This is a genomic window from Streptococcus sp. Marseille-Q6504, assembly GCF_965111625.1.
The window spans coordinates 23,342-36,792 of the sequence record NZ_CBCOON010000006.1 but is presented as its reverse complement, the minus strand read 5'-3'; the positions used below and the strand labels follow the sequence as shown (position 1 = coordinate 36,792).

Annotated in this window: 12 protein-coding genes; 5 read left to right on the top strand and 7 right to left on the bottom strand. The window is 38.4% G+C overall.

Going from position 1 to position 13,451, the window contains the following annotated elements; translation table 11 throughout:
• Positions 1-201 precede the first annotated feature (201 nt).
• A complete protein-coding gene (locus ACWPUA_RS06565) occupies positions 202-516 on the top strand; it encodes a hypothetical protein (protein ID WP_223333230.1) in 315 nt (104 codons plus the stop codon).
• Between the two features lie 36 nt (positions 517-552).
• Here ACWPUA_RS06565 and ACWPUA_RS06560 read toward each other — a convergent pair whose 3' ends face one another.
• Both ACWPUA_RS06560 and ACWPUA_RS06555 read right to left on the bottom strand, forming a co-directional pair.
• Positions 553-2,238 (bottom strand): N-acetylmuramoyl-L-alanine amidase, encoded by a 1,686-nt coding sequence (locus ACWPUA_RS06560; protein WP_454379942.1) that lies wholly within the window; start codon positions 2,236-2,238, stop codon positions 553-555.
• A 112-nt stretch (positions 2,239-2,350) separates the two neighbouring features.
• Positions 2,351-2,710 (bottom strand): DUF3397 domain-containing protein, encoded by a 360-nt coding sequence (locus tag ACWPUA_RS06555; protein ID WP_454379961.1) that lies wholly within the window; start codon positions 2,708-2,710, stop codon positions 2,351-2,353.
• Positions 2,711-2,956: 246 nt separating this feature from the next.
• Here ACWPUA_RS06555 and ACWPUA_RS06550 point away from each other — a divergent pair, with 246 nt between their 5' ends.
• Positions 2,957-4,207, top strand: a complete 1,251-nt coding sequence (locus ACWPUA_RS06550; protein WP_225750514.1) for a dicarboxylate/amino acid:cation symporter — start codon at positions 2,957-2,959, stop codon at positions 4,205-4,207.
• A gap of 13 nt (positions 4,208-4,220) precedes the next feature.
• The gene (locus ACWPUA_RS06545; protein WP_454379939.1) at positions 4,221-5,162 is read left to right on the top strand and encodes an ATP-grasp domain-containing protein; all 942 of its coding nucleotides are present in this window, start codon (positions 4,221-4,223) and stop codon (positions 5,160-5,162) included.
• A gap of 227 nt (positions 5,163-5,389) precedes the next feature.
• On the opposite strand, the gene ACWPUA_RS06540 is transcribed toward ACWPUA_RS06545, so the two are convergent.
• The 5 genes from ACWPUA_RS06540 to ACWPUA_RS06520 are packed head-to-tail and all read right to left on the bottom strand — an operon-like array spanning position 5,390 to position 10,103.
• A complete protein-coding gene (locus ACWPUA_RS06540) occupies positions 5,390-6,253 on the bottom strand; it encodes a YihY/virulence factor BrkB family protein (RefSeq protein ID WP_036753455.1) in 864 nt (287 codons plus the stop codon).
• Positions 6,254-6,292: 39 nt separating this feature from the next.
• Positions 6,293-8,347, bottom strand: a complete 2,055-nt coding sequence (locus tag ACWPUA_RS06535; RefSeq protein ID WP_454379937.1) for a cation:proton antiporter — start codon at positions 8,345-8,347, stop codon at positions 6,293-6,295.
• Positions 8,348-8,358: 11 nt separating this feature from the next.
• Entirely contained in the window at positions 8,359-8,613 is a 255-nt protein-coding gene (locus tag ACWPUA_RS06530) for a hypothetical protein (protein ID WP_006148185.1), read from the bottom strand.
• On the bottom strand, positions 8,606-9,163 hold the full coding sequence (locus ACWPUA_RS06525; protein WP_454379935.1) for a class I SAM-dependent methyltransferase: 558 nt from the start codon (positions 9,161-9,163) through the stop codon (positions 8,606-8,608). Before ACWPUA_RS06525 ends, ACWPUA_RS06530 begins: the two co-directional genes overlap by 8 nt.
• A complete protein-coding gene (locus tag ACWPUA_RS06520; RefSeq protein WP_247912887.1) occupies positions 9,147-10,103 on the bottom strand; it encodes a TIGR01212 family radical SAM protein in 957 nt (318 codons plus the stop codon). The genes ACWPUA_RS06525 and ACWPUA_RS06520 overlap by 17 nt, the downstream gene beginning before the upstream one ends.
• A gap of 183 nt (positions 10,104-10,286) precedes the next feature.
• On the opposite strand from ACWPUA_RS06520, the gene ACWPUA_RS06515 reads away from it, so the two are divergent.
• Together ACWPUA_RS06515 and ACWPUA_RS06510 are read left to right on the top strand one after the other, a co-directional pair.
• On the top strand, positions 10,287-12,473 hold the full coding sequence (locus ACWPUA_RS06515; protein WP_454379932.1) for a PTS transporter subunit IIBC: 2,187 nt from the start codon (positions 10,287-10,289) through the stop codon (positions 12,471-12,473).
• A gap of 53 nt (positions 12,474-12,526) precedes the next feature.
• The gene (locus ACWPUA_RS06510) at positions 12,527-13,345 is read left to right on the top strand and encodes an endonuclease/exonuclease/phosphatase family protein (protein ID WP_006152055.1); all 819 of its coding nucleotides are present in this window, start codon (positions 12,527-12,529) and stop codon (positions 13,343-13,345) included.
• Positions 13,346-13,451 lie beyond the last annotated feature (106 nt).

The following is a 13,451-nucleotide window of genomic DNA, read 5'->3' as shown; positions in this document are numbered from 1 at the left end:
ATAGAGGTGATGAGACAATTTCAAGGAATTAAGTAGCGTTTGGTTACTTAATTCCTTTTTCTTTTATAAAATTCTGACCACATAGTCTATCATGACTACCAGATAGGCAAAACCTATTGTTTGCTTTTTTTATTTCTGTTATAGTAGTAATTGTCAAGGGGGGATTAAACTTCCTAACAAAATAGAAAATGAGGTTATATCATGAAAAAAGTAGTAGGTATCGGATTTTTAGTCGTTGCAGCAGCAGTTTTGTATTTTGGTTTAGTTGGATGGCCAAGTTTGGATGTTAACATCTGGGCACTCTTTCCAGTAGGTCTATTTCTATTCTTTACTCTTGAGAATCTAGTGAAAAAAGATTATAAAGCTAGTCTCATGTGCTTGATTATTGCTTTTATTATTGCAAATGCTATTCTTGATATTTTGCCACTTTCAAGTGGGTTGGTAATCGGTGCTGGTGTTCTGGCTTGTGTGGGGATTGGATTTCTATTTCCTGACGCTAATAAGAAAGAAGCATAATACAAAAAAGCCTCGAGATTCCTCGAGGCTTTTTCTTTATTTGCCTGCGTAATATTTTTGAATACCTTTGACAATACCTGCCACCAATCTATTTTGGTAAGCATCACTACGAATTTGTTGGTTTTCGTTGAAATTGTCCATATAACCAAGCTCTAGGAGAACTGCTGGTTTATCTGTTTCTCGAAGAACAGCAAAGCTACTTTGGAGGAGGCCAGCATCCTTAGCACCTGTTTCAGCTAGAAGAGAAGAGTGGATATCAGCGGCAAGGCGATTGCTTTCACTGATTCGGTCAGGATTATTATGCCAGTATTTATTGATCCTAGAAGGATATCTAGAGTCTGCTTCATAAGAATAAGTTTGAATCCCGGCTCTATTTGAAGCTGGATTTCCACTAGCATTGAAGTGAATACTTATGAAGATATCTGAGTTAGTATTATTGACCATTTTTGAACGTTCAGTAATAAAGTCAACATAGACATCACTATCTCTCGAAGAAAGAACAGTATAACCAAGATCTTCTAGCTCTTTGCGTAGTTTTTGATAAACTTGCAAGGTGAGGTCTTTTTCATTAGTGTTGTAATAAACAGCACCAGGATCTTTACCGCCATGTCCTGGATCTAAGAAAACAGTCTTCGTATATTTTCCTTTTTCAAATCCACGACTGACAGGAATTTCGCCAATCCATTTTCCGTTGCTTTGGAACTGATGACCCTTCCCATCGATTTTACGAGTTCCTGTGACATAGATACCATTTTCATCCACATAGTAACGGGCATTGTAGTAGCTGTCATCAATCCATTCACTCTTAGCCATGTAACCACCTGACTTGAGGTAGTAGGAGCCAATCCATTCACGCGCAGCATAAGTACCACTAGATTTCAAGTAGAACCAACTATTATAGCCTTTATCGAAAATCCACTCTTTCTCAGCCATAACTCCGTTAGCTTTTAGGTAGTAGCTCCCTTGCCATTGGTTGTTTGCCATGCTGGCATCTTTGTTAAAGTAGTACCATGAACCAGAGATTTTTTCCCATTTTTGTTGTGCTGCTTTACCAGAGCTTAGAGCGTAATATGACTTACCATCATGTTTTACCCAGGAATTTTCAGCCATGGCACCACTGTTAGAAAAGAGATAACCATTGAAAATAGTGTTGCTGAGCATGATACCGTCTTTATCAAAGTAGTACCAAACTCCACCAACCTTTTTCCAATCCTTTTTAACAATTCTTCCAGATGGATTTGCATAATACCATTTATCTTTGATTTTACCCCAGCCGCTATCAACCATAGCACCGCTACTAGTCAAGATGTACCCATCATAGATTGTATCGCTGAGCATGATACCATCCTTATTAAAGTAGTACCATTTTCCATTAATTTTTTTCCAATTAACAGCAGGTTTATGAGCTTCATAGAAGCGCCAGATATTTCCTTCAAATACCCAACCTTCTTTTTTGACTTCTGGAGCTTTTATCTCTTCTTTTTTGTCTGAACTTGTACTTGGAGTTGTAGTAGATGTTGTAGGCAGGCTTGAACTTGTTTCAGTAGAAGGAGCAGTTTCCTTGGTTGAAGGGGTGCTCTTTTTTTCTTTTTCTGTAGTTGTAGTTTCTTGTGTCGTTTCTGCTGTAGTAGTTTGAAGGTGTTTTTCTTCAGCTAAAGCTGGGTTTGTTGCGAATCCTAGAAAAGTAAGCGTGATGGCACTTGCCAAGAGCGTTTTTTTCACTTGTTTAATCTCCTATTTATTTTTTAATAATCTCGTTTTTAAATGTCATTAGAAAAGCACCTCAAGTGGAAGAACTAGTCGCCAACTGTTGAGGTGCTGGCATGGTTTGTTTTTATTTCATCATAAAGATTTGAACAATCATGATGATGTAGATGAGCAAGGTGAGTAGGAATCCAGCTCTCCAAAAGAATTTCAGGAATTTTGGATAATAAAAACTACGTTTTTTGCTCAGGAAGAAAAAGGCTAGAATGATTGCCAACAAAGATAAGGCTGCCCCCAAAATGGGAAGTTGATTGTGTGTAAAAACCTTTGCACTGATCAAATAGTATTCAAAAATCAGAAAAGGAAAAGCCAAATCTGCAAAGTTAATTCCCTTTTTCTTTAACTTAAAAAATCTACTTAGGATAATAGCCAAAGTCAAGGTTAGTACTAAAAGCAAGACGGAAGCGAGTTTCATTAAAATCATAACAATATTGTATCATAAAATTTGAATAAAAGGAAAGCATATTCCTTGATTTAACAGTGTTTTTCTAAAAATCTTTGTTTAGAAACTGATTTTTTATACTTTATACAAATTCAGTGTATGTTTGATACAAAAAAAGGTAATAGTTTGAGTCTTCAATATAAATCTTTTTTATGGTGACCATAGAAAATATATATTAGTCAGAAAGCAAGAATAGTAGTAGAATGAGTAGCAAATAAAACAAAGGAGTTTCTTATGAAATTAGTTACTTTATGGTCAAAACTCTCACTAGGTATTCAATTATTGGTGGCTTTGGTCTTGGGTGTTATCGCTGCCCTTATCTGGCCACAATTTGCAGGTTTTTATCAATTTTTAGGTCAAGCCTTTATTAAATTGATCAATATGGTTATCATTCCGCTAATCTTCCCAACCATCGTTGTTGCAGTAGCTGGAGTTATCGGAAAAAAATCTTTCGGAAAAATCTTGACCAAGAGCTTGGTTTACTTTTTTGCCGTAACAACTGCCATTACTCTTTTGTTTGTATTTGCTAGTTACTATTTAGGCTTTGGTCAAGGAGTGAATATCGGTCAAACTGGTGGAAACCTTGATGGGATTGCTAACAATGTCAAGTTCAGCGAATTTTTGCTTGGTTTCATTCCATCAAATATCGTTAAATCTCTTTCAGATGGCGCTCTATTGCCAATTATCGTTTTTGCAATCTTTCTTGGTTACGGAATTGGGAATCTTAAGTCTGATAAATCTCAGAAGATTATCGAAGGTTTCCAAATCTGGATTGAAGCCATTTACAAGATTGTTGCAGTAATTATCAAACTATCACCGATTGGTATTTTTGGATTTATCGCCAAAGACGTTGCAACTACTGGTGTTGACAAGTTGATTGGTCTTGGTCAGTTTGTCATTGGAACTTATCTGGCTTATGCTGTTTTGGTTCTCCTTATTTTTCCTTTGATTGCTTTCTTCTTTAAAGTGCCGTATTTATCAGCCTTTCGTGAAAATTGGAGTCTCTTGACTCTGGCTTTTGTTACTGGAAGTTCTAGTGTGGTCTTGCCATCACTACTTAAAGATTTGAAAAAACAGGGGCATGACGAGCATACAATTGATTTAGTTGTTCCTTTAGGATATACTTTTAACTTAGAAGGAGCAGCAGTTTATTTCTCAGTAGCGACAATTTTTATCGCCCACGCCTATGGTATTCAATTTTCTTTATCAAGTCTCTTGTTTACTGTTTTATTGTTGACCTTGATTGGAAAAACTGCAGCAACCGTACCATCAGGAGCTATCGTAGTTTTATTAGCTGCAGCACCTCAATTGGGCTTGCCAGTTGAAGGAGTGGCCTTGATTTTTGCAGTTGATTTCTTTGTCAATGCAGGCCGTACCATGATCAATGTTTTGGGTCAAATCTTAACAGTCAGCGTTATTGAAAAAACAGAAGGATATATTTTAGAGGAAGAAAAGGAAAGCCAATTATCAGTCAGCTTTTCTTAAGGAGATATAAATAATGAGTGAAGCAAAAGTTTATGTGATTCATGAGAATCTAGAATGGACTCAACATTTAGTGAAATGGTTGGAAGAATTAGAAGTCCCTTATGAACTATGGGATTTGTCTAGTGGGATTTTAGATTTGCAAAGCCCACCGCCGCAAGGTATCTTTTACAATCGTATGTCTGCCTCTTCACACACAAGAGGACATCGTTATGCGCCAGAATTTACAGAGCAAGTGATTACTTGGTTAGAAGCACACGGACGCAAAGTTGTGAATGGTACCGGTGCTATCAACCTTGAAATTAGTAAAATCAAACAATATTTGAAGTTAAACGAATCTGGTATCGAGACTCCTGCAACAGTTGCGGTTTTAGGGCAAGAGAATATTATTGAAGCAGCAAGAAAATTAAACATTTATCCTTTGATTACCAAGCACAATCGTGCAGGTAAGGGATTAGGCGTTCAACTCTTCCAAAATGAAGAGGAACTGGCAGCTTACGTCAATAGTCCCCTCTTTGAACCATCAGTGGACGGGATTACCTTGTTACAAGCTTACATCAAGCCAAGTGATGGACGTATCCGCCGTTCAGAGTTCATCAATCAGAAGTTTCTCTATACTGTTTCGATTGATTCTTCAGATGGATTCCAACTGTGTCCAGCAGATGGTTGCCAAATCGGCAAGAGACCAGAGCAACTAGAAACGTCTGAAAAATTCCAGATTACAGAACCTCTACCAGATGACCGGAGAGAAGCTTATGAGAATTTCTTGAAAAATGCTCAGATTGAAGTTGCGGCGATTGAATGGGTTCAATCAGAGAGTGGAGACATTTATGTCTATGATGTAAATACCAACACCAACTACAATCCTACCGCAGAAAAAAATGGCAATATTTTTGCTCACCAACATTTGGCTCAGTATCTAAAAACAGAATTGCAAGCCCTGACTAGTGGACAATAAAGTAGGAAATTCAAAAATCCCCCAGTATCAAATGACTGGGGGATTGATTTGTTTATACTCTTCGAAAATCTCTTCAAACCACGTCAGCTTCCATCTGCAACCTCAAAATAGTATTTTGAGCTGCCTTCGTCAGTTCTATCCACAACCCCAAAACGGTGTTTTGAGCAACCTGCGGCTCGCTTCTTAGTTTGCTCTTTGATTTTCATTGAGTATTAATCGATAAAAAATTATTGATTTGCTTTAAAGTCTGGGTCTTTTAGGCTTTGAACACTGGCATTGATGACAGCACCGATAATTAATATCTTGGCAATGATAATGAACCAGAACATCATCACAACAACGACGATAGAACTGAAAAATCTGACGTCAACGAGATAATTGACATAATTGTTGAAATAGGCTGCAAAGATGTTTAATAAAGCAATCGTCGTAACTAGTACAAAGAGACTTCCAGGTATGACGTATCGAATCTTACTTACTTTAACATTTGGTAGGAAATAATAGAGCATAATCACGGTAGCAAAAAGAAAGGCATAGATCAGCGGTCCTGTAAAATCCTGTAGATAAGAAAATAGAGCACTCTCGGATTTCCAGTAGTTTTTAAGCAGGTCCAATAACATATGGCCGAACATACTGAGGAATAAGGCAAGGGCAAAGAGAATTTGAAGGCCAAAGCTAACCAAGAGACTCATCAGCTGGTGTGAGATAATTCCTCTATTTTTTGCAACTCCATAGGCTTTATTAAAGGCCTTCTGAAGAAAATCCATGGATTTGGAAAATGTCCAAAGAGCTGATAAGATAGCAAAACTCAGTAAGCCAGTTGATGGCTGAGTCAGAACTTCTCTGGCAATCTTCGCGACTACTTCATAGATAGTATCTGGTAAAAATTCCTTGATTGTTAATAGAAAGTTTGAGACGGGAATTTGAAAGTAGGGTAAGATATTGACCACTATCATGAGTAAAGGGAAGATTGAAATCAACCAATAGTAGGCAACAGCAACGCTAGTTAACTCACTATCGGAGGCTTGATAGTAGTGCAAAAAAGCTTTTAATAAGGGTCTATCAGTCAGCTGTTTCCACAACTTTTTCATGTTACAATCCTCCAGTTTTTCTCTTGTTTTCTATAGACTTTAATTTCTTCGAACTAATTCCATCATATCATAAGGTAAGGTATTAGCAGATTCTTTTAAGGAATAGGTTTCTAAATTATTGACATTTTGGCGTAGCTTTTTGGCATATTGAGCTGAGATGAGTTTTTGAGCTTCGTATTCAAAGATACACTTACGCTCAAGGTAGTATCCTCTAAGCATTTCATCGATGTTATTGGGTTTGATACGATTGATAACCCGTTCCACAAAGGCACCACTCGTAATATGACTGGTTTCGCGAAGACGAGATTCCTGCATGAAGCTGATTAAAGAACTCTTATAAATCCCTTTGAGGTTTTCCAAACTCTCGATGATAATTTCAGTGTTGGCTAGGTAGAGTTCCGCAATCTGGTCATAATCAATGGCAAGAAGTCGCTGTTTTTCCTTGTCTTTCCATGAACGGAATGTTTTCCCAAATGTGAGCAATTCATGAAGTAGAAAACGAAGAATGCGTATGGAGACAAGGAAGTAGTAGGTTAGTCGAGAAGCAAAGTTTCGCTTAATATTTTTCTCCATGCTTTTCAAGTAGCGTTGGTAGACACGATAAGCACGATCTCCAATCTTTCCTTCTTCATAGGCTTGTTCCAAACCATCGCTTTCAACACTGAGAATCAAGAGTTTAAGAGCTTCCCAGTCCTCTTGAATTTCTTTGTTTTCTTGACTAAGAATAAGATTCTCAATACGTCCATGATAATTGTCAATAGCCGCATAGAGTGGAACCTTGTTTTTTGTGTTCTCTAAATCCTTCTCCAACTCCATGGCGACATCATTTAAAATAGCGATGTGCATGAGCTGATCCTTAGACGGTTCTTTCTCTTCAGAAAGGTGTGGGAGTACTAGTAATCCCGTCAGGAAACTTACCAGAGTTACACCGGCTACGAGGAAGAGAAGAAGAGGGTATTCTTGTTCCAGATTAGACGGTATCAAAAGGATAGTGGCAATGGATACAGTTCCCTTCACACCAGAAAAGGTAAGGAGAAGCATGTCTTTGACATATTTGTCTAAACTTTTATGAAGCTTCTTAATCCGAAATGCGTAAAATCCATAGATCATGACAAAGCGGATAGCAAAAAGCAGGAAGGTCAAGAGAAAAACACTGAGTAAGAGAAGTACTTTGTTGTAAAATGCACTCTTAAGAATTGGTTCCGCGATCATTTCCAGTTCCATCCCAAGAATGACAAAGACTGAACCATTGAGCATAAAGGTTACAGTCTGCCAAACGGTCTCAGTGACAGTGTCAACTTGAGCTTCAAGTAGATTTATTTTTTTAAAACGACTAGCTTTTAAAATACCAGCGACAACGACTGCAATAATTCCAGAAACATGAATTCCTTCAGCAATGAAGAATGTTAGAAGTGGTAAACTAAGTTCCAATAAGAGCTCACTTGCGATATCTGTTGCACGGACGCTGAGTAGAAAGGTATGAAGGAAGCGATTGATTAGGGCTGTTATAAAGCCGACTGCAAAACCTCCAATGATGGAAATGATCAATGAAGTTCCGGCTTGGGTGAGCGAAAATGTTCCTGTTGTCCAAGCGATGAGAGCCATACGAAAGGCTACTAGTCCAGAAGCATCATTCAGAAGACCTTCTCCTTTTAGGATATTAGAGACCCGTTTTGGGAAGGAAAAGCGTTGAGAAAGGGATGCGAAGGCGACTAGGTCTGTTGGCCCTAAGGCGGCACCAACTGCTACACAGGCGGCTAATGGTAGGCTAGCCCAAAGGACATGAGCGACTCCCCCCATGCTCAGCGCTGATATAAAGATAACTGGGAAAATCAAGTAGAGGACAATCCGCCAGTGTTTTAGGATAGAAGTAATGTCTGCTTCTTGAGCCTCTCGGAATAGTAGCGGGCCAATGACTAAAGCTAGGAATAACTCAGTATCCAAATGATATTGGTTGTTGGGTAAGCAAAGCCCAATTCCAATCCCTAACAAAATTTGAATCAGAGGCATGGGTAAAAAGGGCAGAAGCTTATTGGTCGTACTAGAGACAATAAGAACTAGTAAAAATACCAAGAGATAAAAAAGTAAATTCATTTTCCACCTCCCTATTTTTGTTTACGACAATTTTCAAAAAGTTCCTTTTGTTCTTGGATTTTTTGATCAATCTTTGAGCAGTCCTTATGCTCGATTTTCTTCTGACAACGCTCCATTTCAAGTGAAATCATTTTCTTCTTGATTTTCAGCATTTTTTTACTCATATGTGCTTCATCCAAAATACCAACTGCACGTTCATGTTGGGTCGACTCGACAAAGTTGTGACGAAGAGCTTCGATTTTATCTTTTAGGTATTGTTTATCCATGTCGATACCTTTCTAATTTCTCAATCATAACTAAAAATGGTGGATTGTTGATTTGGTTGAGGGTGCGATAGATAGTTGCAGTATATTCTTGTTGCGGTAACTGACTAACATAATCCATAACTGCATCCCGTTCTATATCTCCGCCTTCATGCCCGTAATAAATCATGATGGCTATTCGTCCGCCTTTAACGAGCATCTGACAGAGTTTTTCAAGTGCCTCAATGGTCGTGTGAGGTTTAGTAATGATAGACTTATCGGCAGTAGGAAGATAACCTAGATTAAAGATGGCTGCTTTCACCTCAGTTACAAACTGATCTACGGTTTCATGACCTTGTAGAAGTAACTCGACATTGGTCAAACCGGATTCTTGTAGACGTTGACTAGTTTTTTCAAGAGCTTGTTCTTGTATATCAAAAGCGTAGACCTGTTTAGCTAATTTGGCAAGGAAAAGTGTATCATGTCCATTTCCCATTGTTGCATCTACAACAACATCATCTTTTGTGATGACTTGGGCAAGAAAATCATGCGCCATTTCAAGTGGTTTTTTCATTCATAAACTCCTGTTTTACAGCCTTGCATCCTTGGATACTACCCCGACGTCTCATTTCAGCTTCTATGCTATTTAGAACTTCCCATTTATTGAGACTCCACATAGGACCAATCAGCATATCTCTAGGCGCATCACCCGTAATCCTATGGATGACTATATGTTTGGGAATAATTTCAAGTTGGTCACAGATAACTTTCACATAGTCATCTTGACTCATAAGCTGCAGTCTACCCTCGTGATAATCACGTTGCATCCGAGTATTTGTCATAAGGTGAAGTAGGTGAAGTTTAATCCCTTGAATATCATTATCAGTCACACAACGACGAACATTTTCCACCATCATGTCATGAGTTTCACCTGGCAAACCATTAATTAAATGGGCTACAATCTCAATCTTTGGATATTTTCTCAAGCGCTTAACCGTTTCCACGTAGAGTTCATAGGAGTGGGCACGGTTAATCAATTCAGAAGTTTCCTCATAGGTTGTTTGTAAACCTAACTCTACAGTAACATGCATTCGTTCTGATAGTTCTGCCAAGTATTCGATAGTCTCATCAGGCAGGCAATCTGGTCGTGTACCAATATTGATTCCAACAACACCGGGTTCATTAATAGCTTGTTCATAGCGTTCACGAATCACTTCGAGCTTTTCATGAGTATTAGTAAAGTTTTGGAAATAGACTAGATATTTTTTTACATCTGGCCATTTGCGGTGCATAAAGTCAATTTCTTTATAAAATTGCTCACGAATAGGAGCATCAGGCGCAACAATAGCATCACCAGATCCAGAAACCGTACAGAAAGTACAACCTCCATGAGCTACTGTACCATCACGATTGGGACAATCAAATCCGGCATCGATAGGAACTTTGAAAGTTTTTTCTCCGAATAAATTTCGATAATAATCATTCAAGGTATTATAGGATTTCATAGCTAACATTATATCAGAAAACCCCAGTAAACTCAAAGTTAGTAAACAATTGAAGAGAAGTAAGAAATTTTTAAAATGAAAAAATTTTATATAAATCCTTTACAAAAAAAATTAAAGTGGTATAATAGAGGTGTTAATGGTGCAAACGTTTTCGTAAATCGTTTGCATTAAAATAAAAATAAGGAGATTTGAATGATGAAAGATACATTCAAAAATGTTTTGTCTTTCGAGTTTTGGCAAAAATTCGGTAAGGCTCTAATGGTGGTTATCGCTGTTATGCCAGCGGCTGGTTTGATGATTTCAATCGGTAAGACGCTTGCAATGATTAATCCTAACTTTGCCCCACTTGTTATTACAGGTGGAATTCTTGAGCAAATCGGTTGGGGAGTTATCGTTAACCTTCACATTTTATTTGCTCTAGCTATCGGAGGAAGCTGGGCTAAAGAACGTGCAGGTGGTGCTTTTGCAGCAGGACTTGCCTTTATCTTGATCAACCGTATCACTGGTGCTATCTTTAGTGTTAGTGGTGATATGTTGAAAGATCCTAATGCAATGGTTTCAACAATCTTTGGTAACTCTATCAAAGTTTCTGATTACTTTATCAGCGTGTTTGAAGCTCCAGCGCTTAACATGGGTGTCTTCGTAGGGATTATTTCTGGTTTTATTGGGGCGACTGCCTTTAACAAATACTACAATTTCCGTAAGCTTCCTGATGCACTTTCATTCTTTAACGGAAAACGTTTTGTACCGTTTGTAGTTATTCTTCGTTCAGTAATTGCGGCAATCTTGCTTTCAATTTTCTGGCCACTTGTTCAAACAGGTATTAATAGCTTTGGTATCTGGATCGCTAACTCTCAAGAAACAGCTCCAGTTCTAGCACCATTCTTGTATGGTACTTTGGAACGCTTACTCTTGCCATTTGGACTTCACCACATGTTGACTATCCCAATGAACTATACAGCTCTTGGTGGTACTTATGATGTCATGACTGGTGCGGCAAAAGGTACTCAAGTATTTGGTCAAGATCCACTTTGGCTTGCATGGGTAACTGACCTTGTAAACCTTAAAGGTACTGACGCAGCTCAATACCAACACTTGTTAGATACAGTACATCCAGCTCGTTTCAAAGTTGGACAAATGATTGGTTCATTTGGTATCTTGATGGGTGTAATTGTGGCTATCTACCGTAACGTTGATCCAGATAAGAAACACCAATACAAAGGTATGATGATTGCAACAGCTCTTGCAACATTCTTGACAGGGGTAACTGAACCAATTGAGTACATGTTCATGTTCATCGCAACACCTCTTTACCTTGTTTACGCTCTTGTTCAAGGTGCTGCCTTTGCAATGGCTGATATTGTGAACCTTCGTGTACACTCATTCGGTTCAATCGAATTCTTGACTCGTACTCCGCTAGCTATCAACGCTGGTATTGGTATGGATATTGTTAACTTTATCTGGGTGACAGTACTCTTTGGATTTATCATGTACTTCATCGCTAACTTCATGATTAAGAAATTCAACTATGCAACTCCAGGACGTAACGGTAACTATGAAAATGCAGATGGTTCTTCTGAATCTTCAGCTGCCGGTGAAACTAAAGTTGCAGAAGCTTCTCAAGCAGTTAACATCATCAACCTTCTCGGTGGACGTGCGAACATTGTTGATGTCGACGCATGTATGACTCGTCTTCGCGTTACTGTAAAAGATGCAGAAAAAGTTGGAACAGAAGAACAATGGAAAGCTGAAGGAGCTATGGGACTTGTCATGAAAGGACAAGGTGTCCAAGCTATCTACGGACCTAAAGCTGACGTTTTGAAATCAGATATCCAAGATATTCTTGATTCTGGAGAAGTTATTCCTGAAACTCTTCCAAGTCAAATGGCAGCAGCTCAAAAAGATACTGTTGTCTACAAAGGTGTAACTGAAGAAGTTTATTCAGTTGCTGACGGTCAAGTCATTGAATTGGAACAAGTTAAGGATCCAGTCTTTTCACAAAAAATGATGGGTGATGGATTTGCAGTAGAACCAGCAAACGGAAACATTGTATCTCCAGTTTCTGGTACTGTATCAAGCGTCTTCCCAACTAAACATGCTCTTGGTCTTGTAACTGAAGCAGGTCTTGAAGTTCTTGTTCACATTGGTCTTGATACTGTAAGTCTTGAAGGAAAACCATTTGAAGTGGTGGTTTCAGAAGGTCAAACAGTAGCTGCTGGTGATCTCTTGGTCAAAGCTGACCTCGGAGCTATTCAGGCTGCTGAGCGTGAAACTACAACTGTAGTAGTCTTTACAAATGGAGATGCCATCAAGTCAGTTAAATTAGAAAAAACCGGTTCTCTTGCAGCTAAAACAGCAGTTGCAAAAGTAGAATTGTAATACACTAAGGGGTTGGAAGCTGTTTTCCAACCTCTTGTTTATAGGAGAAAAACATGAAGTTTTTAACACTCAATACTCATAGTTGGATGGAAAAAAATCCTGAAGAAAAATTTCAGCTCTTGTTTCAAGATATACTTGAAAACAGTTATGATTTGATTTGTTTTCAAGAAATCAACCAAGAAATTACATCAACTCAAGTAGAGTCTGGACCACTTTACAATCCGTTACCTTCAGCAGAACCCATTCACCAAGACCACTATGTTCGTCTTTTGGTAGAGAAGTTGTCTGAAAAAGGACTGGACTATTATTGGACATGGGCTTATAATCATATCGGATATGACCGTTATCATGAGGGAGTTTCAATTCTATCTAAAACACCTATTGAGGCGCGTGAGATTTTGGTTTCAGATGTAGATGATCCAACTGATTATCACACTCGTCGAGTTGCACTAGTAGAAACAGTAGTAGAAGGTAAAGAGCTTGCAGTTGCGAGTGTGCATCTCTCTTGGTGGGATAAAGGATTCCAAGAGGAATGGGCAAGATTTGAAGCAGTTCTAAAAGAGTTGAATAAACCTCTATTACTAGCAGGAGATTTCAACAACCCTGCAGGTCAGGAAGGATATCAAGCTATCCTAACTAGTCCGCTAGGCTTACAGGATGCCTATGAAGTTGCAAAAGAGAGAAGTGGAAGCTACACTGTTCCTCCAGAAATTGATGGTTGGAAGGGAAATACAGAACCTCTTCGAATTGATTACGTCTTTACGACAAAAGATCTTCAGGTAGAAAAGTTACAGGTAGTTTTTGATGGCCAAGCAAGTCCGCAGGTCAGTGATCACTACGGTCTTCAAGCAGAACTTTCTTGGAAGAACTAACAAAGAATTTTACTAAAATAAAACGAGTCCCCCTTCGGATATGCGAAGGGGGTTCCTTATTCAAGGGGTTAATATAGTTAAAGTTTTTAGTTGAATAACTTGTAAA

Excerpts from the sequence above, each read along its gene's own strand:
- ACWPUA_RS06565 (WP_223333230.1), top strand. The coding sequence starts at position 202 with ATGAAAAAAGTAGTAGGTATCGGATTTTTAGTCGTTGCAGCAGCAGTT.
- ACWPUA_RS06550 (WP_225750514.1), top strand. The coding sequence starts at position 2,957 with ATGAAATTAGTTACTTTATGGTCAAAACTCTCACTAGGTATTCAATTA.
- ACWPUA_RS06545 (WP_454379939.1), top strand. The coding sequence starts at position 4,221 with ATGAGTGAAGCAAAAGTTTATGTGATTCATGAGAATCTAGAATGGACT.
- ACWPUA_RS06540 (WP_036753455.1), bottom strand. The coding sequence starts at position 6,253 with ATGAAAAAGTTGTGGAAACAGCTGACTGATAGACCCTTATTAAAAGCT.
- ACWPUA_RS06535 (WP_454379937.1), bottom strand. The coding sequence starts at position 8,347 with ATGAATTTACTTTTTTATCTCTTGGTATTTTTACTAGTTCTTATTGTC.
- ACWPUA_RS06530 (WP_006148185.1), bottom strand. The coding sequence starts at position 8,613 with ATGGATAAACAATACCTAAAAGATAAAATCGAAGCTCTTCGTCACAAC.
- ACWPUA_RS06525 (WP_454379935.1), bottom strand. The coding sequence starts at position 9,163 with ATGAAAAAACCACTTGAAATGGCGCATGATTTTCTTGCCCAAGTCATC.
- ACWPUA_RS06520 (WP_247912887.1), bottom strand. The coding sequence starts at position 10,103 with ATGTTAGCTATGAAATCCTATAATACCTTGAATGATTATTATCGAAAT.
- ACWPUA_RS06515 (WP_454379932.1), top strand. The coding sequence starts at position 10,287 with ATGATGAAAGATACATTCAAAAATGTTTTGTCTTTCGAGTTTTGGCAA.
- ACWPUA_RS06510 (WP_006152055.1), top strand. The coding sequence starts at position 12,527 with ATGAAGTTTTTAACACTCAATACTCATAGTTGGATGGAAAAAAATCCT.